24 protein-coding genes are annotated in these 25118 nt (G+C 39.4%); 16 read left to right on the top strand and 8 right to left on the bottom strand.

Translation table 11 applies throughout. The annotated features are described in order from the left end of the window. Positions 1-61: 61 nt before the first annotated feature. The 7 genes from cmk (at position 62) to CSC79_RS11380 (ending at position 6181) form a co-directional block, all read left to right on the top strand. On the top strand, positions 62-772 hold the full coding sequence (cmk, locus tag CSC79_RS11410) for a (d)CMP kinase (RefSeq protein ID WP_099295937.1): 711 nt from the start codon (positions 62-64) through the stop codon (positions 770-772). Positions 773-870: 98 nt separating this feature from the next. Next, the gene (gene rpsA / locus CSC79_RS11405) at positions 871-2538 is read left to right on the top strand and encodes a 30S ribosomal protein S1 (RefSeq protein WP_058558687.1); all 1668 of its coding nucleotides are present in this window, start codon (positions 871-873) and stop codon (positions 2536-2538) included. Between the two features lie 61 nt (positions 2539-2599). Further along, positions 2600-2887 carry an integration host factor subunit beta gene (gene ihfB / locus CSC79_RS11400; protein WP_099295936.1) on the top strand — a complete coding sequence of 96 codons (288 nt, stop codon included), beginning with the start codon at positions 2600-2602 and terminating at the stop codon, positions 2885-2887. 20 nt (positions 2888-2907) lie between these two features. Beyond that, positions 2908-3189, top strand: coding sequence for a LapA family protein (locus CSC79_RS11395; RefSeq protein WP_099295935.1), 282 nt, complete (start codon positions 2908-2910; stop codon positions 3187-3189). A gap of 2 nt (positions 3190-3191) precedes the next feature. Continuing rightward, on the top strand, positions 3192-4328 hold the full coding sequence (gene lapB / locus CSC79_RS11390; RefSeq protein ID WP_099295934.1) for a lipopolysaccharide assembly protein LapB: 1137 nt from the start codon (positions 3192-3194) through the stop codon (positions 4326-4328). Positions 4329-4360: 32 nt separating this feature from the next. After that, positions 4361-5065, top strand: coding sequence for an orotidine-5'-phosphate decarboxylase (gene pyrF / locus CSC79_RS11385; RefSeq protein ID WP_099295933.1), 705 nt, complete (start codon positions 4361-4363; stop codon positions 5063-5065). A 489-nt stretch (positions 5066-5554) separates the two neighbouring features. Then, entirely contained in the window at positions 5555-6181 is a 627-nt protein-coding gene (locus CSC79_RS11380; protein WP_099295932.1) for a trimeric intracellular cation channel family protein, read from the top strand. 318 nt (positions 6182-6499) lie between these two features. Here the strand turns inward: CSC79_RS11380 and CSC79_RS11375 are convergent, their stop codons facing one another. Both CSC79_RS11375 and CSC79_RS11370 read right to left on the bottom strand, forming a co-directional pair. Beyond that, the gene (locus CSC79_RS11375; RefSeq protein WP_099295931.1) at positions 6500-7330 is read right to left on the bottom strand and encodes a S1-like domain-containing RNA-binding protein; all 831 of its coding nucleotides are present in this window, start codon (positions 7328-7330) and stop codon (positions 6500-6502) included. Between the two features lie 2 nt (positions 7331-7332). Beyond that, on the bottom strand, positions 7333-8658 hold the full coding sequence (locus CSC79_RS11370) for a DEAD/DEAH box helicase (RefSeq protein WP_099295930.1): 1326 nt from the start codon (positions 8656-8658) through the stop codon (positions 7333-7335). Between the two features lie 207 nt (positions 8659-8865). Between CSC79_RS11370 and CSC79_RS11365 the strand changes: the two genes are divergently transcribed. Next, the gene (locus tag CSC79_RS11365) at positions 8866-9873 is read left to right on the top strand and encodes a rhodanese-related sulfurtransferase (protein WP_099295929.1); all 1008 of its coding nucleotides are present in this window, start codon (positions 8866-8868) and stop codon (positions 9871-9873) included. A 58-nt stretch (positions 9874-9931) separates the two neighbouring features. On the opposite strand, the gene CSC79_RS11360 is transcribed toward CSC79_RS11365, so the two are convergent. Then, positions 9932-11002, bottom strand: coding sequence for a DUF3083 family protein (locus CSC79_RS11360; protein WP_099295928.1), 1071 nt, complete (start codon positions 11000-11002; stop codon positions 9932-9934). A 239-nt stretch (positions 11003-11241) separates the two neighbouring features. On the opposite strand from CSC79_RS11360, the gene glnS reads away from it, so the two are divergent. Then, positions 11242-12903, top strand: a complete 1662-nt coding sequence (gene glnS / locus CSC79_RS11355; protein ID WP_099295927.1) for a glutamine--tRNA ligase — start codon at positions 11242-11244, stop codon at positions 12901-12903. A 72-nt stretch (positions 12904-12975) separates the two neighbouring features. Here glnS and fur read toward each other — a convergent pair whose 3' ends face one another. The 5 genes from fur to CSC79_RS11330 all read right to left on the bottom strand — a co-directional run bounded on the left by fur (position 12976) and on the right by CSC79_RS11330 (position 15501). Further along, on the bottom strand, positions 12976-13416 hold the full coding sequence (gene fur, locus CSC79_RS11350) for a ferric iron uptake transcriptional regulator (protein ID WP_058558701.1): 441 nt from the start codon (positions 13414-13416) through the stop codon (positions 12976-12978). 172 nt (positions 13417-13588) lie between these two features. Beyond that, positions 13589-14116, bottom strand: a complete 528-nt coding sequence (fldA, locus tag CSC79_RS11345) for a flavodoxin FldA (RefSeq protein WP_099295926.1) — start codon at positions 14114-14116, stop codon at positions 13589-13591. A gap of 14 nt (positions 14117-14130) precedes the next feature. Further along, positions 14131-14409, bottom strand: a complete 279-nt coding sequence (gene ybfE / locus CSC79_RS11340) for a LexA regulated protein (RefSeq protein WP_058558703.1) — start codon at positions 14407-14409, stop codon at positions 14131-14133. A gap of 6 nt (positions 14410-14415) precedes the next feature. Beyond that, positions 14416-14637 carry a DUF2788 domain-containing protein gene (locus tag CSC79_RS11335; RefSeq protein ID WP_058558704.1) on the bottom strand — a complete coding sequence of 74 codons (222 nt, stop codon included), beginning with the start codon at positions 14635-14637 and terminating at the stop codon, positions 14416-14418. Positions 14638-14727: 90 nt separating this feature from the next. After that, positions 14728-15501, bottom strand: a complete 774-nt coding sequence (locus CSC79_RS11330) for an alpha/beta fold hydrolase (RefSeq protein WP_099295925.1) — start codon at positions 15499-15501, stop codon at positions 14728-14730. A 131-nt stretch (positions 15502-15632) separates the two neighbouring features. On the opposite strand from CSC79_RS11330, the gene seqA reads away from it, so the two are divergent. The 7 genes from seqA to CSC79_RS11295 all read left to right on the top strand — a co-directional run bounded on the left by seqA (position 15633) and on the right by CSC79_RS11295 (position 24609). Continuing rightward, positions 15633-16229, top strand: coding sequence for a replication initiation negative regulator SeqA (seqA, locus tag CSC79_RS11325; protein WP_099295924.1), 597 nt, complete (start codon positions 15633-15635; stop codon positions 16227-16229). Between the two features lie 15 nt (positions 16230-16244). Then, positions 16245-17882 (top strand): phosphoglucomutase (alpha-D-glucose-1,6-bisphosphate-dependent), encoded by a 1638-nt coding sequence (pgm, locus tag CSC79_RS11320; RefSeq protein WP_099295923.1) that lies wholly within the window; start codon positions 16245-16247, stop codon positions 17880-17882. A 74-nt stretch (positions 17883-17956) separates the two neighbouring features. Beyond that, positions 17957-19009: a succinylglutamate desuccinylase gene (gene astE / locus CSC79_RS11315; RefSeq protein ID WP_099295922.1), complete on the top strand. Its 1053-nt coding sequence runs from the start codon at positions 17957-17959 to the stop codon at positions 19007-19009. Positions 19010-19282: 273 nt separating this feature from the next. Further along, positions 19283-20497, top strand: coding sequence for a thiamine pyrophosphate-dependent dehydrogenase E1 component subunit alpha (locus CSC79_RS11310; RefSeq protein ID WP_099295921.1), 1215 nt, complete (start codon positions 19283-19285; stop codon positions 20495-20497). Next, the gene (locus tag CSC79_RS11305) at positions 20497-21474 is read left to right on the top strand and encodes an alpha-ketoacid dehydrogenase subunit beta (protein WP_099295920.1); all 978 of its coding nucleotides are present in this window, start codon (positions 20497-20499) and stop codon (positions 21472-21474) included. Before CSC79_RS11310 ends, CSC79_RS11305 begins: the two co-directional genes overlap by 1 nt. A gap of 8 nt (positions 21475-21482) precedes the next feature. Beyond that, positions 21483-23048 (top strand): dihydrolipoyllysine-residue acetyltransferase, encoded by a 1566-nt coding sequence (locus CSC79_RS11300; RefSeq protein ID WP_099295919.1) that lies wholly within the window; start codon positions 21483-21485, stop codon positions 23046-23048. A 235-nt stretch (positions 23049-23283) separates the two neighbouring features. Continuing rightward, positions 23284-24609 carry a M28 family metallopeptidase gene (locus CSC79_RS11295; RefSeq protein WP_237114011.1) on the top strand — a complete coding sequence of 442 codons (1326 nt, stop codon included), beginning with the start codon at positions 23284-23286 and terminating at the stop codon, positions 24607-24609. Positions 24610-25118: the final 509 nt, after the last annotated feature.

Raw genomic sequence — 25118 nt, 5'->3', positions numbered from 1 at the left:
ATTTTAATATCTGGCGTATAATACGGCGGTTTTATTTTGGTGTGCATTGCAGGAGGTTTAAATGCAGGCGTTATTAATGCCCGTAATCACCGTTGATGGCCCAAGTGGTTCAGGTAAAGGAACTGTTTGTCGCTTGTTAGCCGATAAATTAGGATGGGATGTCTTAGACAGTGGCGCGATTTATCGTGTGTTATCACTGGCCGCACTTCATCATCAAATTGCATTGGACAATGAAGAGGCATTGGTGCCTTTAGCTGCCAATCTGGATGTGCAGTTTTTAGTTGATAGTCAAACAAATGCTGGAAAGGTTATTCTTGAAGGCGAAGATGTATCAACCACAATTCGTAATGAAGAAGTCGGTGCAGCGGCATCAAAAGTGGCTGCTTTACCTCGCGTGAGAGAAGCGCTACTTCGTCGCCAACGTGCGTTTCGCACAGAAAATGGCTTGATTGCGGATGGCCGTGATATGGGCACTGTGGTGTTTCCAGACGCGCCGTTAAAAATATATTTAACCGCTAGTGCACAAGAACGAGCTCGCAGACGTTATGTTGAGTTGAATGAACGTGGTCTTGATGTTACACTAAGTGGTCTATTAGAGGACATTCAAGCACGTGATGATCGCGATATGAATCGTGAAGTTGCGCCGCTTGTGCCCGCAGATGATGCTATTGAGCTTGATACTAGTGAGCTCAATGCTCAGCAAGTATTTGATAAAGTTATGACTTTGTTAGATTCTGCTATTTCTGAGGGTAAACTTCCGAAAAGAAGTTAAACACATTTTACATGCACCAGCAGGATGCCAGTGCTATTTTAACAACCCCATGCAGCATGGTTGCTTATTGGTATTAAATATATGAGACGTATATTCGTATGTCAGAAAATTTTGCGCAGTTATTTGAAGAAAGCCTAAAGGGTTTTGAAGCAGAGCAAGGCTCTATCGTTAAAGGTACAGTAATCTCAATCGAGAACAACATTGTACTTGTAGATGCTGGTCTTAAATCAGAAAGTGCTATCCCTGCAGAGCAATTCAAAAATGCTGCTGGTGAACTAGAAGTTGCTGTTGGCGACGAAGTAGATGTTGCACTAGATGCAATCGAAGACGGTTTCGGTGAAACTATCCTTTCTCGTGAGAAAGCGAAGCGTCACGAAGCGTGGATCCGTCTTGAGAAAGCATGTGAAGAGCAAGAGACTGTTACTGGTGTTATCAACGGTAAAGTTAAAGGCGGTTTCACAGTTGAAGTTGATTCAATCCGTGCTTTCCTACCTGGTTCACTTGTTGATGTTCGTCCAGTACGTGACACAACTCACCTTGAAGGCAAAGAGCTTGAATTTAAAGTAATCAAGCTTGATCAAAAACGTAACAACGTTGTTGTTTCACGTCGTGCAGTTATCGAATCAGAGAACTCACAAGAACGTGAAGAGCTTCTTGCTAACCTTGTTGAAGGCCAAGAAGTTAAAGGTATCGTTAAGAACCTTACTGACTACGGTGCATTCGTTGACCTTGGCGGTGTTGATGGTCTACTACACATCACTGATATGGCGTGGAAGCGTGTTAAGCACCCTTCAGAAATCGTTAATGTTGGCGACGAAATCGCAGTTAAAGTTCTTAAATTCGACAAAGATAAAACTCGTGTATCTCTAGGCCTTAAACAGCTTGGCGAAGATCCATGGGCAGCTATCGCTGGTCGTTACCCAGAAGGTTCTAAACTTTCTGGTCGTGTAACTAACCTTACTGATTACGGTTGCTTCGTAGAAATCGAAGAAGGCGTTGAAGGTCTAGTACACGTTTCTGAAATGGATTGGACTAACAAGAACATCCACCCTTCAAAAGTTGTTTCACTAGGTGACACTGTTGAAGTTATGGTTCTTGAAATCGACGAAGAACGTCGTCGTATTTCTCTTGGTCTTAAGCAATGTATTGCTAATCCTTGGCAGGAATTTGCTCGTCTACAAAACAAAGGCGACCAAGTTACTGGTAAGATCAAATCAATCACTGACTTCGGTATCTTTATCGGTCTTGACGGTGGTATTGATGGTCTTGTACACCTTTCAGACATTTCTTGGAATACACCTGGCGAAGACGCTGTACGTGAATTCAAGAAAGGCGACGAAATCACTGCTATCGTATTGCAAGTTGACCCAGAGCGCGAACGTATCTCTCTAGGTGTTAAGCAAATCGAAGCTGACCCATTCAATAACTACCTTGATGCAAACAAAAAAGGTGCTATTGTTAAAGGTAAAGTGACTGAAGTTGATGCGAAAGGCGCAACTGTTGAACTTATCGAAGGCGTTGAAGGTTACATCCGTGTAGCTGATATCGCTCAAGAGCGCGTTGAAGATGCAACTTCTGTTGTTTCTGTAGGCGACGAAATCGAAGTGAAATATGTTGGTGTTGATCGTAAGAACCGCACTTTAAGCTTATCTGTTAAAGCTCTTTTCGAAGCAGAAGAGAAAGAAGCATTAGAGAAGCTTAAGAAAGAAGAGCCAGTGTTCGAAAACGCAATGGCTGCTGCATTTGCAAATGCACAAAAAGACTAATAATTAGTCTTCATTGGAAGGGCAGTGCTGCCCTTCCTTTATCTCTTTTTAAGGAAACGTTATGACTAAGTCAGAATTGATAGAACAACTAGCCGAACAACATGCTCAGGTACCTGTGAAAGATGTTGAAAACGCCGTTAAAGAAATTCTTGAACAAATGGCCGGCTCATTAGCAAACTCAGATCGAATTGAGATCCGTGGTTTTGGTAGTTTCTCACTTCACTTTCGTTCACCACGTACTGGTCGTAACCCTAAAACAGGCGATACGGTTGAGTTAGATGGTAAACATGTACCTCATTTTAAGCCTGGTAAAGAGCTAAGAGATCGTGTAAATGCGAGTATTGCTTAGTTACCAGCAGGAGTAGTTACTTGTTTCGAGTATTAAAAATTATCCTCGTAGCAATATGCTTGATATTTGCATTTGTGCTTGGTTCACAGAATCCGCAGTTAGTACAAATTAATTATATTATTGCCAGTAATACACTGCCTCTAGCTATGATTATAAGTATCTGCTTTGCTTTAGGTGTTGTCGTTGGTTGTTTTATTAGTTTTAAACTATTTTCACAATTAAAATGGCAAAATTATCGCTTGAAGAAAAAGTTAGCACCTGAAAAAAACAACACTAAGTTTGTTGCTAATAAAGACACTTAATTATGATTGAGCTTTTGTTTTTGCTGTTGCCTGTTGCGGCTGGTTACGGCTGGATTATGGGTAAAAACAGTGCGAAAAACCAAGCTCATCAATTAAACCGCCAAATTACCTCTGAATACAGTAAAGGGTTGAAGTTCTTACTTGATAGAGAGGAAGATCAAGGTTTAGAACACCTTATTAATCTACTTGAAGTTGCCGCTGATTCTGTTGAGCATTACTCAACGCTTGCCACCATGTTTCGTCGTCGAGGCGAACTCGACCGTGCTATAAAAATTCATGAACTACTTTTGAAACACCCAAGTTTGAATGAGCAGCAAGCTGCTGCAAGCCGTTTAGAACTTGCCGAAGATTATATTATGGCAGGTATGCTTGATGGCGCTGAAGAACATTTAGTCTGGTTAGTAAAAGCAAATCATGAACAAGCCATAGATCCGCTACTTACCTTATACGCTCAAACAAGGGAGTGGGAGAAGGGTATTAACATGTTTGAAGCACACGGCGACTTATTTTCAAAGCCTCAACATTTTAAAGCTATAGCAAACTTTTATTGCGAATCCGCTTTGCTTGAAAACGATCCCCAAATCATGCGAAAAGCAATCAGCTTAAACCATAAAACAATTAGACCATTATTTGAGCTTGGTCAGTCAGCATTCGCAAAAGAAGATTATGTTAAGGCTATTTATTATTGGCGTGAATTAATCTGTAACTTTACTTTTTTTGCGCCATTGTTTATTGAAGACTTGGCCCACAGCTATCATCAATTAAACTTAACACACCAATTCCATGAGTTGCTTTTACAATTAATAGATAAAGGCGGTGTGTTAATAAAAATAAAGCATTGCCAAGCGCTTATAGAGCAGGGGCATACAGAACAAGCAATCAAGTTTCTTACTGATAGTCTCAAGCGCCAGCCTACTATTCGCGGTTTTAGTTTTTTACTGCAATTATTAGCAAAGCAAAATCACAACATAAAAGATGTTCTCGATCAGATTGATAATCTAGTTACATCTTACATTGCCACAAAGCCTGCTTTTCAATGTCAGCATTGTGGATTTACAAGCCATACTATTTATTGGGTTTGCCCATCTTGCAAGCATTGGGAAACCATAGTACCAAGCCGCGGCTTAGACGGTTTTTAATTTTAGTATTACTTCTATTTTTTAGGAAAGTTATGTTACTCGACCAATCAAAAAAAGTTCTTATTGCCCTTGATTATGATGATCAACAAACAGCGTTAAATTTTGTTAAACAGCTTTCTCCTGATACGTGCCGTTTGAAAGTAGGCAAAGAAATGTTTACTTATTTTGGTCCTGCATTTGTTAAAGAGCTAATTGAGCTAGGTTTTGATGTTTTTCTTGATTTAAAATTCCATGATATTCCAAACACAGTAGCGAAAGCGGTAACAGCCGCTGCTAAAATGGGTGTATGGATGGTGAACGTTCATGCCAGTGGCGGTGTTGAAATGATGACTAAAGCCAAACAAGCTTTAGAGCAGTTTGGTGATGATGCACCACTTTTAATCGCTGTAACCGTGTTAACCAGTATGGATGCGGCAGAGCTTACACGATTAGGAGTGGATAAAACGCCTGCTGAACAAGTTATTTATTTGGCCAAGCTTGCAAAAGAGTCAGGCCTTGACGGGGTAGTGTGCTCAGCACAAGAAGCCAAGCAATTAAAAGCAGCGCTAGGTGATGAGTTTAAACTTGTGACCCCAGGTATTCGCCCAGCTGGCAGTGATGCAGGCGACCAAAAGCGTATTATGACACCAAAACAAGCTATTGATGATGGCAGTGACTACCTGGTTGTTGGCCGCCCAATAACACAAGCAGCAGACCCTGTTGCGGTTCTTAAAGCAATTAATGACTCGTTAAAATAAACAAACATTGTATTAGCACGTACTTACTCTAAGAGAAAAGAGCAAAGTTTTTACTTTGCTTTTTTTAGGTTACAAGCTGAACGCAATAAAAATAAAGTGTTTTAATTGAGCAATACCACGTGTTAAAGATTAAGTGTTAGATCTGGCTAATATCTATCCATCATACTTTGATTGCAATTCGAAATTTGTCTTGAACTGATAGCACCTCCATCGATATTCCCATACGACTCATATTCATAACTGAATAAGTTACCTAAAAAGCATCCACGTAAGTTATCAATAATATGTTTAAGACTTTCGTTAAATTATATTGTTAAACTCGGCGTTCTATAGCCGCTGTTCATTCTGCTGCCATACTGTAAAAATGCACATATAGCTCGCTTATCGTATTTTTCTTCACTATTTGATTTAATAAATTCGGCTATGTTCAGCGTAAATAAACTATCTCTAAACTAAAATGCTAATGATTAATTCGGTAAGGAAACCTATATGACAGCTGAATATTTTAATATTTTAAGTTTAATTGGTGTCGCATTTTTTGCTATTTCTGGCGCTCTGCTTGGGCACGATAAAGATATTGGCGGGTTTGGTGTGGTAGTAGTTGGAACTGTTACAGCACTGGGCGGCGGTACTTTGCGGGACATATTACTGAATCAACCCGTCTTTTGGATTTCAGAACCTAGTTATTTATATGCAACTTATGGTTCTATATTTGTGGCTGTTATGTTTATTCGCTACCTCCCTGATGTATCAAATTATTATATGTTGTTGGTTGATGCAATCGGTATGGCTATATTTAATATAGTCGGTATTGAAAAGGCTTTAATAGAAGGAACGACTATGATGGTCGCTATCACTATGGGCATGACGACAGGTATCTTTGGTGGCCTGATGCGAGATGTTATTTGTCGTGAATTGCCTCTTGTAATGCGTGATGAACTATATTCCACTACCTGTTTCTGTGGTGGACTTACTTACGCTGCACTGTTTTTACTCGAAGTAAACTACATATGGTGTATTGTCGGATCACTTTTGGTTACTGTGTTTTTAAGACTTGGCGCTTTACATTTTGGCTGGCAGCCTAATATTTTTAGAAAAAGAACGGTGAGTAAATAAGAAAATCGGCACTTAAGGCAAAAAATAAGCCCTAACATACAAAGAATGTTTAAAAATTTGCGCTTGTAGCAAGCTTACACAAACTAATATATTAATGAGCATTAACAGACTTTGTTCGACACAAAAAACAGCTTATATAGAGCATACAGTATAATTCTAGCTACTTTCTTTATGCAGTTCGAACCTGATTAACGCTTTCTTCTACATTGTGAGCATTCGTCGCGTTTAGCCAACTTATAATTGTAACTGGTATTCATATAAAAAGAGTAAAGCTTTGGCTTTACTCTTTTTATAACACTAACTATTACTAGCTCAGTATCATTTCAACTTAATTAACTTAGCTTCAATATCAATTAGACCTTGCTTAAACAAACCACCAATGGCTTTTTTGTAGTTTGCTTTACTGGTTGAGAACACTTTTTTGATAAGTTCAGGGTCTGATTTATCACCAATGGCTAATACGCCACCTTCATCTTTTAGTTTATCCATGATCTTCTCACCAAGCTCACTGACTTTACCCATACCTGGTTTTTCAAGAATGACGTCTATTTTGCCGTCTTCACGTACTTTTTGGATAAAACCTGTCAGTTTTTGCCCTACAAACAGGTTTTTAAATACCATATTATAAAAAACCACGCCAAAGTGCGATTCTTCAACTAATACTTTGTAACCAATGTCAGTTTTGCCTGCAACAATTAAATTAACTTCTTGTAAGTGAGTATATTGCGGCTCTTCTTTAGATAGAAAACGATTAAAGTTGCTAGATGCGCAAATACGAGAGCTGGCGTTGTCTAAGTAAAGACGTACTAAGTAGGAGTGACCTTCTTGCATACGAGGCTTTTGTTCATTGAACGGGGCAAGTACATCTTTATCTAATCCCCAATCTAAGAATGCACCGATGCTATTAATTTCTTTAACTCGCAGTAGGGCGTATTCACCTACTTGTGCGTGTGGCTTTTTGGTTGTGGCTGTCGGTAAATTTGCATTATCTAAAAAAATAAAAACACTGATGCTGTCACCGGCTTCAAGCTCATGTTTAATTTCATGACTAGGAAGAAAAACTTCGCCTAAATCGTGGCCATCAAGGTAAGCACCTTCATTACTAACTTCATTGACAAATAAGGTTTGGGTTGTACCAAGGTAACTCATAATTATTCCTGCTCTGGCTTTTTACGACGACGCATAGGCGCATCACCATCAATATTTAAGGGTGCTTTTATTGGTGCTTGAGGTTTTTTAGGCTTAGCTTTGCGCTTCGGTGCAGCTTTAGCTTTTGGTTTTACTTTATCACTAGCTATATTCTGTACTTGGGGCTTTTTATCCCGCAGGCCTTTAAATTTACCCGTTAGCCCTTCAACAGTATGAAATGCTAACTCATCATTTAAAAATGACTTTATAGCTTTATAACTTGGCCAATCTTTTGGTCCGACCAATGAGATAGCTGTTCCTTTAAATCCTGCTCGACCTGTGCGTCCAATACGATGTACGTATTCTTCTGCATGTTTTGGCAAGTCAAAGTTAATAACATGGGTGACACTTAACAAGTCTAAGCCGCGAGAAGCAACATCTGTGGTAATAAGCACTTTGAAGTTTTCTCGGCTGAAGGCATCCATGATATCCAAACGCTTACTTTGCGTTAAATCACCAGCAAGGGCTTGTGCTTTTAGCCCTTTACTATTTAAAAGCTCACTCAGTCGTGCGGTATCTGCGCGCGTTGCTGTAAAAATAATACATTGGCCAACGTCATCTTGTTTAACAAAGTGCTCTAAGAGTGCTTCTTTGTGATCTAGGTGATCAGCTAAATAAAGACTTTGCTTGATATCCGAATGTTGCTCGTTTGCGGCGCTGAGCATAATCTGCTTAGGCTTTTTAAGTAAATTACGCGATAGCGCATCAACTTGTGCGTGATCAAGCGTTGCTGAAAACAATAATGTTTGGCGTAAACGGTGATTAGCTAATTCATTGATCATTTTTAGTTGTTCTGTAAAACCAAGATCAAGGATACGGTCAGCTTCATCAAAGATTAATAACTCTAAACCACTCAGTTGCAGTGAGCGTTGGGTAAGGTGATCAGCTAGTCTACCTGGCGTAGCTACAACAAAATGCGGGTCATTTCTCAGCGCTTTTATCTGATCATTAAAGTTTTCACCACCGAGTATTTTTAGCGCTTTAATATTTGTTCCTGCGATAAGTAATCTAAGTTGAGTGAATACTTGCGTAGCGAGCTCCCTGGTTGGAGCGACAATTAAAACGCGCGGGTCACGTTTACTGAGCGCTTTTTGCTTCATTACACGTTGTACGGCTGGTAATAAAAACGCCAATGTTTTACCTGAGCCAGTTTTAGATTGAGCAAAAATATCATGGCCAGCCAAAGCTGTAGGCACAGCGTGTGCCTGAATATCAGTTGGCTGAGTAATGCCTTGATGCGCAAGTTGAGTTTCAAGGCGGTTATCAATGCCAAGATCAGTAAAGTGCAAAGTGTCTATCTCCAAATGAGTAATTTAAATCTTCATAAATCTGAACGCTATTATAGCTTAGTCCTATGCATCGCTGACAGTAAAAACCAGACAATCATAGGTTTTTTTGCATTTAAAAAGAAAAAGCGTAGAATATGCGCCCCAATGCGCCGGATTTACGATTCGGTAAACGCCCCTTGCGGGTTTTAAAAGCAAAATAGGAAAACCATGACTGCTATCCATAAAGATAATGTAACCAGCGATCACTTTGTTGTGTGCGCACTGTATAAATTTGTTTCTCTACCTGATTTTGAGGCACTTCGCGAACCCTTACTTAATGTAATGGAGCAAAACGACGTACGAGGCACTTTGCTAATTGCCGCTGAAGGCATCAACGGTACTGTCGCGGCAAAACGCGATGGGATAGATAATTTATTGGCGTGGTTAGATTCTCAACCAAATTTAGACAACATTGTTACTAAAGAATCATATGATGACGAATGCCCGTTTTACCGTACTAAAGTAAAGCTTAAAAAAGAAATTGTCACTATGGGTGTTGAAGGTATTGATCCTTTAAAGGTGGTTGGTAGTTATGTGAAACCGCAAGATTGGAATGCACTGATTTCAGACCCTGAAGTGATCTTAGTTGATACGCGTAACGATTATGAAATTGAAATTGGTACGTTTGAAAACGCCGTTGATCCAAATACAAAAACATTCCGTGAATTCCCACAATGGGCAAAAGAAAACCTTGACCCAGAAAAGCATAAAAAAGTAGCTATGTTTTGTACTGGTGGTATTCGCTGCGAAAAATCAACAGCTTATATGAAAGAGCAGGGTTTTGATGAGGTATACCACCTTGAAGGCGGCATATTAAAATATTTAGAAGAAGTGCCAAAAGAAGACACCATGTGGGAAGGCGAGTGCTTTGTATTTGATAACCGAGTTGCGGTAAATCATGACTTACAAAAGGGCTCTTACGATCAGTGTCACGCATGTCGTATGCCAATTACCGAAGATGAAAAGCAAAAGCCTGAATATATGGAAGGGGTGTCATGTCATCATTGTATTGATGATGTAACCGACGAGCAACGTGCTCGCTTTGCTGAGCGTCAAAAGCAAATTGAATTAGCGCAAGTACGCGGTGAAGGCCACATTGGTAACGAAGCTCAAGCAGTTTTGCAACAACGCAAAGAAGCAAAGAAAGCGCAAAAAGAAGCGCAACGTAAACAGTAACAGCTCTTTGTATTGTTAATAAAAAAACCCCAGTTTTATGGGGTTTTTTATTGCCTGTTTATTCAAAATAACTAATGTGCTGAAAAAATCTGACAGTGAGGTCTTGACGCTCTTTGTTTATAGCCAAAGGTTCAACCATTTCGCGGATCACACTTTCCACCTTATTCATAAACCGGCCATGGCCAACTCCTTGCTCATCATTATCGCTTGCAACAATTACAAAGTGCATCGTTTCAACAAGTTTGTCATCCAACCAATGTTGACTGTATTGCGGCACATTTTCTGTAGTAGAAAAGCTCAGTTTTTGCAGTTCACTATTGCTATCATTTTTATCAATTTGACTGTTACGTATGATAGGCATGCAACCATTTGCAACCATAGCAGCTAAGTTTAGCTGCTTAGACTCACACTGTTGAACAAGTAACGTGTAAAAGTGATTATAAAAATCAACGTAATTTGGTTTATTCATTAAATGTTGGAATTGTGTTTTGAGCATACGTGTCACTGGAATTCTAAATGTCACATAGGTCATCTCGTTATGTTCTTTAGGTAAGGAACAATGCCTGCTTTGATAACGTTGATATAAGCCGCGTAATTTATACCCGTAGCTTTCTTTACAGCCCTTTGCTTTAGCAAATAGATCATATGTTAGATGCTGATGGTCACGTACTTTGAACTGTTCTTCCCCTTCAAGGATGCTATTTTGTAGTGCTGAAAGTACCTTCACCACTTTAGCGTGGAAGATTGCACTATTGGCACGTAGATCATCACCTGTTGCTAAAAAAAGTAATCTAATTTTTTTACTTTTCTGACCATCGTTATAAAAGCATTTGTGCGCTTCGTGATAGCGTGGGTTATAAAAAAATAAAATTTGTTTAGCTGTCTGTAGGTTATATGACTCTTCATGAAACCTGACAACGGGCAGTTTATCATTCGCAATTAAATGTACATTATGCAGTTCATACTCGTCACATAATGCAAAAAGCTGACGTGATAAGCGTTCATAACATTGTTGAGGATCTGTAAAACTTGCATAGAACTCATTGCTTGGGTTAAATTCAGCAAGAATGTACTGGTTTGCGCGTGCGGTGGTCGGAATATAAACGCGGTGCTGTGATAGTGAAGCCATTATTTGTCCCTAATTATGTTTCGATAATGGCGCTACTTTAACGTGTTTCAATGACTCTTTTATTGCGCTAGAACAAATTATCTTCATTCCTAGCTTACAATTGAATAATCAATAATTTCAGCTACCCCATAGTTTCAATAATATGCAAGAAACCTAAATCTATTGCTGTATGTTAAGGTTTGTTTTTGTAATAATACATTAGTTTTATCACCATGCACTTATGTGAGGATTGTACTCCTATGGCGGAAATTGAGAATCGCCCAAGTAATTTTATTAGAACCCGTATTGATGAAGATTTAGCATCTGGGAAACATGCGACTACGCATACACGTTTTCCTCCAGAGCCTAATGGTTTCTTACATATTGGCCATGCAAAATCTATCTGTTTGAATTTTGGAATCGCCCAAGATTATAGCGGTCTTTGTAATTTACGTTTTGATGATACTAACCCAGAAAAAGAAGACATCAACTATGTAAATTCTATAAAAGAAGATGTGCAGTGGTTAGGATTTAAGTGGGATGGTGAAATTAATTATTCATCTAACTATTTTGATGCCTTATATGGCTATGCTGTTGAGCTTATTGAAAAAGGCCTTGCTTATGTATGCTTTTTGACAGCTGATCAAGCTCGTGAGTATCGTGGCACATTAAAAGAGCCGGGTAAAAATAGCCCAACTCGTGATACTTCTCCACAAGAGAACCTCGCCTTATTTGAAAAAATGCGTAATGGTGAGTTTAAAGAAGGTGAGTGTGTATTACGTGCTAAAATTGATATGGCGAGCTCATTTATGGTGCTTCGTGATCCAATTATTTATCGCGTACGCTTTGCTCATCATCATCAAACTGCTGATAAGTGGTGCATTTACCCAATGTACGATTTTACGCACTGTATCTCAGATGCGCTTGAAGGTATTACCCACTCTTTGTGTACACTAGAGTTCCAAGATAACCGACGTTTATACGATTGGGTACTTGATAATATCAGCCTAGAATGTCATCCGCAGCAAATTGAGTTTTCACGCTTAAACCTTGAATATACAATAATGTCCAAGCGTAAGTTAAATGACTTAGTGGTAAATGGGCACGTAGAAGGGTGGGACGATCCACGTATGCCGACAATTGCTGGCCTTCGTCGTCGTGGTTATACACCTGCTTCTATTCGTGAGTTCTGTTTACGCATTGGTGTTACTAAGCAAGAAAATATGGTTGAAATGGGCATGCTTGAAGCATGTATCCGTGAAGATTTAAACGAAAATGCACCGCGAGCAATGGCTGTGCTTGATCCTGTTAAAGTTGTAATTGAAAACTTTTCGGATGAAGTTGAAACATTGTCTGTTGCTAATCACCCTAATCAGGAAGAAATGGGGCGTCGCGATGTTCCTTTCACTCGTGAGCTTTACATTGAACGCGAAGACTTCCGTGAAGAGGCTAATAATAAGTTTAAACGTTTAGTACTTGATAAAGAAGTACGCTTACGTGGTGCTTATGTGATAAAAGCGAATCGCGTAGAAAAAGATGAAACGGGTGAAATTACAACTATATACTGTACTTATGATCCTGAAACACTTGGTAAAAACCCAAGTGACGGACGTAAAGTTAAAGGTGTAATTCATTGGGTAAGTGCAACTGAATCAGTGACAGCTGAAGTACGTTTATATGACCGTTTGTTTAGTGTACCAAATCCAGCTGCGGCTGAAGATTTTGCCACTACACTAAACCCTGAATCATTAGTTGTTTTAACTAATGCCAAGGTTGAGCCTTCACTTGCAAAAGCGGCCCCAGCTCAAGGTTTCCAGTTTGAACGAACAGGTTACTTTAGTCGTGATACTAAATCTGAAGAGTTAGTGTTTAATCAGACCGTCGGTCTTCGTGATTCATGGGCTAAAATTGAGCAGAAGTAATTCTGCTCAATAAACACTTGATACAAAAAAACCTGCATTATGCAGGTTTTTTATTACCTATTAATAACCTAATTATTGGTTATCAGAGAAAGCTTTACACGCTTGCGTATCAGTACACTCGCCGTATAGATATAGAGAATGGTTAGTTAATTTAATTCCATTCGCTTCAGAAATTTCAACCTGGCGACGCTCAATTAATTCGTCTTCAAACTCAATAACTTTGCCACATTTTAAACACACAAGGTGATCGTGGTGAGTGCTACCAGATAATTCAAATACTGATTTTCCACCTTCAAAGTGATGGCGAGAAACAATACCTGCATCATCGAACTGGTTAAGCACGCGATAAACAGTTGCAAGGCCAATTTCTTCGCCTAAATCCAACAGAATTTTGTAAACATCTTCAGCGCTGATGTGTTGGTTATCTGGAGATTGTAAAATCTCTAAAATTTTAATACGCGGTAATGTTACTTTTAAACCGGCTTTTTTTAATTCCAAGTTGTGATCAGTCATTAAATCTGTCTCAATTTTTTATTGGTTACTCTGGTACACCTATAAAAGGTGTGCACGACACATTAGCAATAACTAGAATAACGTGCAAAACGATCAAGTGCAAAGGTCTATTTAAATAATCAGTCTGAAAGCTCAAAAGCTAGCCAGCTAAGTGTATTTAAAAAGCAATTGATTAATCAGCTAGTTCGCTTAAACACATTTCATCGTATACCTGTGCAGACCAAGCTTTTACGCGCTGTTCAGTCAGTTCTGGTTGACGATCTTCATCAATGCCTAAACCAACAAAATGATTGTCGTCAGCCATGCCTTTTGAAGCTTCAAAGTCATAACCTTCAGTTGACCAATGGCCAACAATAATTGCACCACGCTCAGTGACGATATCATTGATCATACCCATGGCATCTAAAAAGTATTCAGCGTAGTCTTCTTGGTCACCACAACCAAAAATAGCGACAAGCTTACCTTCAAAATCAATTTCTTCAAGTTCAGGGAAGAAGTCATCCCAGTCACATTGTGCTTCACCATAGTACCAAGTAGGAATACCAAATAAGATTAAATCGAATTCTGCAATCTCTTCTTTAGAGCTTTTAGCAATATCATGAACAGCCACTAGCTTCTTACCCAATTCTTTTTGGATCATTTTAGCTACGTGTTCTGTGTTACCTGTATCGCTTCCGAAAAAAATACCTACACTTGCCATGAACTTAAAACCTTCTATCTATCAATAGCCAATCTTTCTTGTAAAATTGTTTCAATCAGTGCACTACGGCTAATATTCTGTGCATCGGCCATATCGCTTAACGCTTGATATAACTGCGATGAAACTTTAAATTCAACACGTTTTAAACCACGTGCTTTATCTCTTTTTATTTGATTACGTTTGTTTACCTTTAACTGAATATCTCTAGGCAGAGGATTAGTTTTAGGGCGGCCTGGGCGCTTTTCGTATTCAAATAGATCGAGCGTTGTTCTGTCTGTTTCAGATTTAGCCATGGTAGATTACCCTACACCCGCACCTTGCCAAAAAACTTGAATAAGTCCTTTTGCAATAAACCCAGAACAGCCTAAAAAAAGTACAAGCCATACTATGTAGCGACCATATTTAGGAACGCTGCCACGTTTGAGTACGTCTTGAATAGCCATGCCGATAAAAAAGAACACACCGGCTAAGCCAAAATACAACCCAAGGGTATCAAATTCGTTAATTAACTGACTGACCATCAACGTATAACCTTTAAATTAAACGGCGCGTACTATAGCACACTAAATAATAATAATTTAGTGTGCTTGTATAAAAACACACGATAAAATTTAAGCCTTAGTAGCGCGCAAAAAATCAAGTATTGATTTATTAACCGCATCAGGCTTTTGAGCATGTAACCAATGCCCAGCGCCGTGAATTATTTTTGCCTTGGCGTTCGTAAAACGAGACATAATCACATCCCTATACGTAGGCAAAATATAATCAGATTCATTACCCTTGATAAACAAAGTATCGCATAAACAAGAATCATTTGCTTTAATATCGGCTAAAATATTTTCATATTTTTCATCTAGTGCGGCTAAGTTAAACCGCCATTGAAAATCACCGTGCTCATTTTTGGCTAAACTTTTTAATAAAAATTGTCGCACGCCTACTTCTTCTATATGTACTTGCATCAACTTATCAGCGTGTTTACGGTCTGCAATATTTTGGCTTGCAACGTTTTTTAATGCTTTAAAAATTTCTGTGTGTCGTGCTTGATAAGAAACAGGAGCAATATCAAGTACAACCAAACGATTGACTCTGTCTTCGAATAAATGAGCCAATTGCATGGCAACTTTACCTCCCATAGAATGGCCTACAATATGGGCTTGTTCGATGTTTAAGTTATCCATTAAATCTATAACATCTTTTGCCATGCTAGGATAATCCATGGTCGCGGCATGAGGTGAACGGCCATGATTGCGTAAATCAATATTGGTTACCAAAAAATGGTCACTCAATGCATTGGCAATGACATTGAGGTTTTCAAGTGAGCCAAACAAACCATGAATAATAATTACAGGTTCACCTTGGCCAGTTTGTTTATAATTAAGTCGCATTTAGGTCTCCAGTAAAAGTGTGCTTAGTTTGCCTAGTGAAATAACAAATTGCAAAGCATAGAGAATTAGATTTTGTTTGGGTATAATCAAATTGATAAAGAAATAATATGACCCGTAATGACAGGAATCACATGAAAAAAATTGACATAGACGACGAGCTGTATCAATACATTGCGAGTAACACGCAAAGTATTGGCGAAAGTGCATCAACTATTTTGCGTCGTTTATTAAACCTCAGCGGCGATATTGAACAAACAACGTCAGATAATCATTTAACAAACGATTCAAAAGAAAAGCTAGACGTGTCTGAGCAGCTCAACGAAAAAACGACTAAAACAGTTAATAAAGAGCGAACTGATGAATCGTCGGTCACGAAAATGCAGCAAAAAAGCGCTAGTGTCTTTAATGTATTAAATAAAGAAGAACTTGCCATGCAAAAAGGGGTAGTGGGACGCTTTTTGTTTATACTCTCAGCACTACACCGGACCCATAAAGACGCTTTTTCTTCTGTGCTTGATATACAAGGTCGTGACCGGGTTTATTTTGCAACAAGTAAAGAAGATCTTGTTAACAGTGGTAGTAGTATGAATCCAAAAAATATCACTGATAGTGAATATTGGGTGATGACGAATTCTAATACGACACGCAAAAAAATGATGTTACATGAGGTGGCGCTGGGTCTAGGTTACAGTGCCGAACAAGCAGAAAAAATTAGAGACTACTTATAAATATAAGGAAATGTAATGGCGATTCACCCAGGTGCAGGTAAACCTGCAACGCAATCAGATTTAGTTAATGTACCAAAACTAGTGTCGGCTTATTATTTAAATGAGCCTGATTTAGAGCAGAACCCTGAGCAATGCGTTGCCTTTGGCACATCTGGCCATCGAGGGTGCTCATATGATGTTAAATTCAACGAATCACATATACTCGCCATTACTCAAGCTATTTGCGACTATCGTAAGCAAAACAACATATTTGGCCCGCTTTTTCTGGGCAAAGACACGCATGCACTAAGTGAAGCTGCTTATAACTCGGCAATCGAGGTACTTGTTGCGAATGAGGTTCAAGTAATAACCCAGCAAAACGATGATTTCACACCAACACCTGTGATCAGCCATGCTGTTGTTTGCCATAACAAAGCGAATCCACATGAACTCGCCGACGGTATTGTGGTAACGCCTTCGCACAATCCGCCTGAAGACGGTGGTTTTAAATACAACCCACCTAATGGCGGCCCAGCTGATACTGATGTAACAAAATGGGTTGAAGACCGTGCGAACCAACTGTTACTTGAAGATTTAGTTGAGGTAGAGTTGTTTCCATTTGCAAAAGCATCACGTTCTGGCTTTATCAAATATCAAGATTTAATGACACCCTACATTGATGATTTAACCAATGTAGTTGATGTTCAGGCGATAGCTAAGGCAAAAATTAAAGTGGGAATTGACCCATTAGGTGGCTCAGGTATTAATTTTTGGCCAATCATTGCTGAAAAATTTAATTTAGACCTTACAGTCGTTAATGAAAGTGTCGATCCACGTTTTGGTTTTATGCCTTTAGATAAAGATGGCAAAATCCGCATGGATTGCTCATCGCCTTACGCAATGACAAATTTAATCGCATTAAAAGATGATTTCGACATTGGTATCGGTAATGACCCAGATTATGACCGCCACGGTATCGTCACGCCAGATGGATTAATGAATCCGAATCACTTTTTAGCAGTGGCTATAGATTACTTACTCAACCACCGTGATTGGTCTAAAGATGTTGTAATAGGTAAAACACTGGTTTCTAGTGCCATGATCGACCGAGTTGTTTCACGCAATAAGCATGAAGTTAAAGAAGTCCCTGTTGGTTTTAAATGGTTTGTAGAAGGACTAAATGAAGGCTCGCTGGCATTTGGTGGTGAAGAAAGCGCAGGCGCTTCGTTCCTTCGTTTTGATGGTACAGTTTGGAATACAGACAAAGATGGTTTTATCATGGGATTACTTGCTGCAGAAATTCTAGCAGTAACGGGTAAAACACCGTCGGTATTATATAAAGAACTCGAACAAGAATTTGGTGCACCATTATATAAGCGTATTGATGCACCTGCTACGTCACAACAAAAGCAACGATTAAAAGGATTAAGTGCGCAGGATGTCACTGCTGATACTCTTGCAGGCGAGCCAATTTTGCAAAAGCTAACGCATGCACCAGGTAATAATGCAGCCATTGGCGGGTTAAAAGTCGTTACTGAAAATGGTTGGTTTGCGGCACGTCCATCAGGTACTGAAGATATTTATAAAATTTATTTGGAATCTTTTAAAGGGGAAGAGCATCTCGCTTTACTTGAAAAAGAAGCCAAAAAGTTAGTTGATTCTGTTATTAGCTAACTTGAAATATTGTTGTATAAACGGCTGACTTGATCAGCCGTTTTTGTATTTACTCCACACAAAAGGCGATGAACATGTCAGCCACATCAAATTATATAGAAGAATTAAAAAACTCTGGGGATTTCCTCACTCTTAGCCGTAAAAATGAATGGCACTTAGATGCAGACGAATTTACTTTAAAAAACGGCACGAAAGTTAATGTGCATGATACAGGGGTGATTGAATTTCAACCTTTGTGCGCAAGTACCAAAGATATCGTACTTTCTAGTGCCGTTCACGGAAACGAAACTGCACCAATAGAAATATGCGATGAATTAATTAAACTCATCATCAGTGAAGAGTTAGTTTTAGCACAAAGAGTGTTGTTTATATACGGTAACCCTCAGTCAATTAATATTGGTAAGCGGTTTGTTGAAGAGAATTTAAATCGACTTTTTAACGGGCACCATACAACCGACAATACACCAATGAATAACGAACGAGTTCGTGCAGCGAAGCTTGAGCAATATGTTAGTGATTTTTTCGCTAGAGGTGGTGAAGGTCGATCGCGTTGTCATTACGATTTGCACACGGCAATTCGTGGTTCAAAAAATGATAAATTTGCAGTTTATCCTTACCTTCATGGTAAACCTTGGAAAAAGTCACAGCTGCAATTTCTTCTAAGCTGCGGTGTCAATACGGTATTAATGATGAAGTCAGCGGCAACGACATTTAGTTACTTTTCGTCGTATGTTCATGGTGCAGACTCATTTACTGTTGAACTTGGTCAGGTAAAGCCATTTGGTGAAAACGACATGAGTCGATTCTTACAAACCAAGCAAACGTTAACTGCATTAATTAGTCAAGAAAGGGTTGAATATAAGAATTTTGATGCAGCTGACTTTGAGCTGTTTTCAGTTCATCGTTCTATCAATCGAACAGAAGAAGCCTTTTCATTTCCATTTTCTGATGATGCCGTTAATTTTACTGGCTTTGCTAAAGGCGAATTACTCGCAACGGATGGTCAGACCTGTTATTACGCTGACGTTGATGGGGAAGCAATCATCTTTCCTAACGCCGATGTAGCACTTGGGCAGCGTGCTCTATTAACGGTTGTACCCCTTGAAATTAATGACAATTTCATTTAAAAACATCACACCATTTATAGTTAACTATATGATTTAAAATAACAGTTTATATTGTATAGTTAACTTTCCAGTCTTTATCTCGCCATTTACTGCGCATTTGTCTATGATTAGTTGAATAACACTTTACGTTAACGTAAAGTGTTGGCAGCTTTAATTTAATTACAGTGCAGTTTTTGCAAACTTTAACCTAGCAAAAATCACCAATAATAATAACTAACCTTTAATGGTTAACCTAATTGGCACTGTGAATTCGACAACAAAAGAAGGTAGGTTATGAGCAACCCAAATAACGTATCGCAGAATATTAGTCATGAACTTGCTTTTATAGATGGTCATGCCTTAAATATTCCAACCTTGAGCATTTTAAACGAGGATGGCGATATTCTTAGCGGTGCAACAGCACCAGATATCACGAAAGAAACGGCTATTCGCTTATACGAGACAATGCGCTTTATTCGTGCTTTAGATGAACGAATGCAAGCTGCACAGCGTCAGGGTCGCGTGAGCTTTTATATGCAATGTTTAGGTGAAGAGGCTGCGGTCACTGCATCAGCCGCTGCGCTTGATCAAGATGATATGATTATGGCTCAATATCGTGAACAAGCAGCCTTACATTACCGTGGTTTTACCCTTGACCAATTTATGAATCAGATGTTTTCTAATGAACTTGATTTAGGGAAAGGTCGCCAGATGCCAATACACTATGGCAGTGCTGAACTTAATTACATGACTATTTCCTCACCATTAGGAACGCAAATTCCACAGGCAACAGGTTACGCATACGGTCAAAAAATAAAACACATTGACGCTAAAACGGGTGAGTTAAGCAGCAAAATAGACAACGTAACTATATGTTATTTTGGCGAAGGAGCTGCATCTGAAGGTGATTTTCATGCCGGTTTAAATATGGCGGCAGTTCACAAGTCACCTGTTATATTTTTTGCGCGTAACAACGGCTACGCTATTTCAACACCTGCAGATGAGCAATTTAAAGGTGATGGTATTGCATCGCGTGGTGTCGGCTACGGAATTAAGACAATTCGAGTGGATGGTGCGGATGCCTTAGCAGTCTTCGCCGCAACGCAAAAAGCACGTGAAATTGCTTCAACAACAGGTGAGCCTGTATTAATTGAATCCATTGCTTATCGATTGGGTGCACATTCGACATCGGATGATCCAAGTGGCTATCGCTCAAAAGCTGAAGAAGCAAATTATCAAGCTTGCCCAATAGAACGTTTCCGTAAGTGGTTAATCAAAAAAGATTGGCTTAACGATGAAGACGATGTAAAAGCGAAAGAGCAAATTCGTGAAGATATTTTAGCTGCATTGAAACGTGCTGAAGTTGTCGAAAAACCAGCACTGGAAGAGTTAATCTCGGATGTTTACGATACACCAATTCCATCATTGCAACGTCAATATGAGCAGCTCAAATCACATATTAAACAGCATCCAGACGCATACCCAGTTACTGCAGGGAGAATTAAGTAATGGCTAAAATGAATATGTTACATGCAATTAATTCAGCCCTTGATATTACTATGGCAGAACACCCTCAAGCTTGTATTTTTGGTGAAGATGTTGGTTATTTTGGCGGTGTTTTTCGTGCGACATCGGGTTTACAAGAAAAGTATGGCCAACATCGCGTGTTTAATACGCCACTAACTGAGCAAGGCATAATGGGCTTTGCTAATGGTCTTGCAGCGTTTGGTGCGCCAGCACTGGCTGAAATCCAGTTTGCAGATTATATTTTCCCTGCATTTGACCAAATAGTGAATGAATCAGCGAAATTCCGTTATCGCAGTGGAAATGAGTTTAATGTTGGTAATTTGACCATTCGTACACCTTACGGCGGTGGTATTGCAGGTGGTTTGTACCATTCACAATCTCCAGAAGCGTACTTTGCACATACGCCAGGGCTTAAAATTGTAGTACCACGTAATCCATACCAAGCAAAAGGTCTATTACGTGCATCTATTAAAGATGACAACCCGGTTATATTCTTCGAGCCTAAACGTTTATATCGTGCTTCTACTGGTGAAGTGCCTGAAGAGGATTACACCATTGAACTTGGTAAAGCTGAAGTTGTTGAGCAAGGAAGTGACGTAACATTACTTGCTTGGGGCGCACAAATGGAAATTATTGAAGATGCAGCAAAACAAGCGGCTGAGCAAGGTATTAGCTGTGAAGTAATTGATTTACGTAGCATATTACCTTGGGATGTTGAAACCATTGCTAAGTCGGTGACGAAAACTGGGCGTTTAGTAATAAGCCATGAGGCACCTATCACAAACGGTTTTGGTAGTGAGATTGCCGCAACGATTCAGCAAGAATGCTTTTTACATTTAGAGTCTCCAATTTTACGTGTATGTGGACTTGATACACCTTACCCACTGGCTCTTGAGAAAGAATACGTGCCAGATGCATTAAAAGTACTTGCTGCCATTAAGCAATCGGTCGAATTTTAGGAGTTATCATGGCTAAAGATTTTATTTTACCGGATATTGGTGAAGGCATTGTTGAGTGTGAAGTCGTTGAGTGGCTCGTATCTGAAGGTGATACTGTTGCTGAAGATCAACCTATTTGCGACGTAATGACAGATAAAGCATTGGTACAAATACCAGCTGTGCATGATGGTGTGATTTCAAAATTATATTATCAAAAAGGTGATATTGCTGCTGTTCATGCGCCGTTATTTGCAATGGACGTTGCAGGTGAAGAGACTAAAACACCAGAGATTGAAAAACCAAGCGCGAGCACTCAAAGCAATAGCTCTTCTGAACAACTCGAAGATTTTATTTTACCCGATATTGGTGAAGGTATTGTTGAGTGTGAAATCGTTGAATGGTTAGTTGCAGAAGGCGAACAGATTGAAGAAGATCAAGCTGTTTGTGATGTGATGACAGATAAAGCCTTGGTGCAAATACCAGCGAAGCACACCGGCACCGTTCATAAACTTTATTACGCAAAAGGCGAAGTTGCGCAGGTTCACAGCCCTTTGTTTCAAATGAGCATCGCGGGAACGCAGCAAGTCAATGTTGATGTGAACAAAGCCGTTGTAAAAGCGCAGACCAACGCGGTTGAACCAAAATCGACGGTTGAAAAAAATAACAGCGCTAAAGTTGTTAACGCAAAAGCGGTTGCATCTCCTGCGGTTCGTCGGAAAGCACGTGAGATGGATGTTGACCTGACATGTGTGCCAGGAAGTGGCAAGAATGGACGAATATATAAAGAAGATATTGAACAATTTGTTAATGGCCAAGTACCCAATACCATTGATACATCGCCACTTAAGTCAGACACAACCGAGCAAAGTGTTAATACAGCGTCATCAGGTGGATCCCGTGTTGAGTCAATAAAAGGCATTAAAGCTGCGATGGCTAAGCAAATGGTTGCTTCTGTGAGCACTATCCCTCATTTTACTTTTTGCGACGAAATAGATTTGACGGAGTTAATTGCACTACGTAGTTCTTTAAAAGAGCAATATAAGCAGCAAGGTGTAAAGCTTACAATGATGCCGTTTTTCATTAAAGCACTATCACTTGCACTTAAAGAGTTTCCAGTACTCAATACTAAGGTAAATGATGAGTGCACTGAGCTTACGTATTTTGAAGATCACAATATTGGTATGGCGGTTGATTCTAAGATTGGTCTTTTAGTGCCTAATATTAAACAGTGCCAATCTAAAAGCATTGTTGATGTGGCTAATGCGGTAACGCGTTTAACCGAGGCGGCAAGAGAAGGTCGAGTTAGTCCAGATGACTTAAAAGGGGGTACTATCAGTATCTCCAATATAGGTGCTATTGGTGGTACTATCGCCACGCCTATTATTAATAAGCCTGAGGTTGCAATCGTTGCGCTGGGCAAATTGCAGCACTTGCCGCGTTTTGACTCAAAAGGAAACGTGGTTAGTAAAGCGATTATGCAAGTAAGTTGGTCTGGTGATCACCGAGTCATAGATGGTGGCACTATTGCTCGCTTTAATAACTTGTGGAAATCTTACCTTGAAGAGCCAGCTAAAATGATGATGGCTATGAGCTAGCATTATTAAAGAAACCAGCTAAGGCTGGTTTTTTTATGTCTACGCTTTAAAAGCCATAAAACATTGCGTTTTAGCGAATAATTTGGAGGTTTATCTCAAAATAGTTTTAACATTATATTAGCTATCGTACTGTGTTGATACCTAATAAAAAAGAGCATCAACTATGTTTACTACAGGTAATAATAAAATGACGCGTATACATTCAGCACTTTTGATAAGTGGCTTGTTTTTGGCAATGCCTACTTTGGCCGCAGAACCTTCGTATCAAGAACAGCAAAAATTACATGATATTGCACACGCTGTTTCTGCAGCTAGAATCAAAAATGACATCCAAATACTTGTCGACTTTGGTACACGACATACATTGTCTGAGACACAATCCAATACCCGAGGAATTGGTGCAGCGAGGCGCTGGATAAAAGCTGAGTTCGAAGCTATTTCAAAGCAATGTGGTGGTTGCCTTGAGGTACTCGAAGTGAAAGATACTATTTCTGGTGAAAAGCGGATCCCAAATCCAGTTGAAGTTGTAAATATTATTGCTATTCAACGAGGTAATGATGAGCCAAACCGTATGGTGATGATGTCAGGCGATATTGATTCGCGAGTTAGTGATGTGATGGATTTTATTAGTGATTCACCAGGCGCTAATGATAATGCATCGGGTGTTGCTGGCGTTATAGAGTCTGCTAGGGTGTTATCTAATTATAAATTTAATGGCTCAATCGTTTATGCGGCGCTATCAGGTGAAGAGCAGGGGTTATTTGGGGGCAAAATACTCGCAAAACATGCAAAGCAACAAGGCTGGCAAGTTCATGGCGTATTAAATAACGACATGATTGGTAATATCACCGGCATTAACGGTGTTACCGATAATACAACTGCACGTATATTCTCTGAAGGTACGCGCGTGGTTGAAACCAAAGAGCAGGCTCACAAACGTCGTTTTACAGGTGGTGAAGTTGACTCCGCTAGCCGTAACCTTGCTCGGTATATTGACACCGTCGCAGACCGTTATATTCCAAATTTAGACACCATGTTAGTTTATCGGCTGGACCGTTTTGGCCGCGGCGGCCATCATCGTCCCTTTAATGATATGGGTTATGCTGCGGTTCGGGTTATGGAAACCAATGAAAATTATAACCACCAACACCAAGATTTACGTACAGAAAATGGTATTGTTTATGGTGATACCATCGATGGTGTCGATTTTGATTATGCAGCTAAGCTGACATCGCTTAATGCTGTGAGTCTCGCATCAATGGCATGGGCACCTGCTCCACCAAAGGGGGTAGAAATCTCAGGTGCAGTCAAACCAAGTACAACATTGAAATGGCAAAAAAACATGGATAAAGCTACCGCTGGGTATCGTATTTATTGGCGTTACACCAGTGAAGCACAATGGCAATTTAGCCGTTATGTGGGTGATGTAAGTGAGGCAACGCTTAAAAATGTAGTTATTGATAACTATTATTTTGGCGTAGCCGCAGTTAATGAAGAGGGCATTGAATCACCCGTCGTTTTCCCAGGTGATGTAGGAGCATTTGAGCAGGACATAAAATAATTAACTATGCTTAGCGCAAGGCTCTCTTGCGCTATCGCTATGCTGTTTTAAGCATAATCGAAGAGGGGCAGCGATAATAAATTATAACTGTTTATTTATACAGTTATAATTCATTGCAAAGATATTGCAGCTAAAATTCTCGGTAAATACCCAATGTGAATTCTCGCTTTTTTTTATTAAAGTTAAGTAATTGACTTTAATCATGTTTAATTTGGTTGTTCTCGTATAATAAAAATGTTGATTCTCGATTAAGTAAGTTCTCGCTATTGTAGTGGCTAGTTTTTATTGCCATCTTCCTCGTAACTTAGTAAGTTAATAATATTATTATAAATTTTAAAGTGTATCTACGTAGAATAGGATAAACACTCGCGAGTGTTTATCCTATTCTTGGTAAAACGCTGTTATGCCCAAAGGAACTGACGATCAATGAATCAAGATTGGATTCTTCAAAAAAAGGAAACACGCCGGACTTTTTCTAAGTCTACTTGGTGTAGTGGTACAGTGATTTT

The sequence above is a fragment of the Pseudoalteromonas sp. 3D05 genome (assembly GCF_002723455.1).
Taxonomy (GTDB): Bacteria; Pseudomonadota; Gammaproteobacteria; order Enterobacterales; family Alteromonadaceae; genus Pseudoalteromonas.
This window is presented reverse-complemented; position numbering and strand designations above follow the sequence as displayed.

Excerpts from the sequence above, each read along its gene's own strand:
- ybfE (WP_058558703.1), bottom strand. The coding sequence starts at position 14,409 with ATGGCTAAATCTGAAACAGACAGAACAACGCTCGATCTATTTGAATAC.
- CSC79_RS11335 (WP_058558704.1), bottom strand. The coding sequence starts at position 14,637 with ATGGTCAGTCAGTTAATTAACGAATTTGATACCCTTGGGTTGTATTTT.
- CSC79_RS11360 (WP_099295928.1), bottom strand. The coding sequence starts at position 11,002 with ATGGCTTCACTATCACAGCACCGCGTTTATATTCCGACCACCGCACGC.
- CSC79_RS11300 (WP_099295919.1), top strand. The coding sequence starts at position 21,483 with ATGGCTAAAGATTTTATTTTACCGGATATTGGTGAAGGCATTGTTGAG.
- CSC79_RS11305 (WP_099295920.1), top strand. The coding sequence starts at position 20,497 with ATGGCTAAAATGAATATGTTACATGCAATTAATTCAGCCCTTGATATT.
- fur (WP_058558701.1), bottom strand. The coding sequence starts at position 13,416 with ATGACTGATCACAACTTGGAATTAAAAAAAGCCGGTTTAAAAGTAACA.
- cmk (WP_099295937.1), top strand. The coding sequence starts at position 62 with ATGCAGGCGTTATTAATGCCCGTAATCACCGTTGATGGCCCAAGTGGT.
- glnS (WP_099295927.1), top strand. The coding sequence starts at position 11,242 with ATGGCGGAAATTGAGAATCGCCCAAGTAATTTTATTAGAACCCGTATT.
- rpsA (WP_058558687.1), top strand. The coding sequence starts at position 871 with ATGTCAGAAAATTTTGCGCAGTTATTTGAAGAAAGCCTAAAGGGTTTT.
- lapB (WP_099295934.1), top strand. The coding sequence starts at position 3,192 with ATGATTGAGCTTTTGTTTTTGCTGTTGCCTGTTGCGGCTGGTTACGGC.
- pyrF (WP_099295933.1), top strand. The coding sequence starts at position 4,361 with ATGTTACTCGACCAATCAAAAAAAGTTCTTATTGCCCTTGATTATGAT.
- pgm (WP_099295923.1), top strand. The coding sequence starts at position 16,245 with ATGGCGATTCACCCAGGTGCAGGTAAACCTGCAACGCAATCAGATTTA.
- CSC79_RS11380 (WP_099295932.1), top strand. The coding sequence starts at position 5,555 with ATGACAGCTGAATATTTTAATATTTTAAGTTTAATTGGTGTCGCATTT.
- seqA (WP_099295924.1), top strand. The coding sequence starts at position 15,633 with ATGAAAAAAATTGACATAGACGACGAGCTGTATCAATACATTGCGAGT.
- ihfB (WP_099295936.1), top strand. The coding sequence starts at position 2,600 with ATGACTAAGTCAGAATTGATAGAACAACTAGCCGAACAACATGCTCAG.
- astE (WP_099295922.1), top strand. The coding sequence starts at position 17,957 with ATGTCAGCCACATCAAATTATATAGAAGAATTAAAAAACTCTGGGGAT.
- CSC79_RS11310 (WP_099295921.1), top strand. The coding sequence starts at position 19,283 with ATGAGCAACCCAAATAACGTATCGCAGAATATTAGTCATGAACTTGCT.
- CSC79_RS11330 (WP_099295925.1), bottom strand. The coding sequence starts at position 15,501 with ATGCGACTTAATTATAAACAAACTGGCCAAGGTGAACCTGTAATTATT.
- CSC79_RS11295 (WP_237114011.1), top strand. The coding sequence starts at position 23,284 with ATGCCTACTTTGGCCGCAGAACCTTCGTATCAAGAACAGCAAAAATTA.
- CSC79_RS11365 (WP_099295929.1), top strand. The coding sequence starts at position 8,866 with ATGACTGCTATCCATAAAGATAATGTAACCAGCGATCACTTTGTTGTG.
- fldA (WP_099295926.1), bottom strand. The coding sequence starts at position 14,116 with ATGGCAAGTGTAGGTATTTTTTTCGGAAGCGATACAGGTAACACAGAA.
- CSC79_RS11375 (WP_099295931.1), bottom strand. The coding sequence starts at position 7,330 with ATGAGTTACCTTGGTACAACCCAAACCTTATTTGTCAATGAAGTTAGT.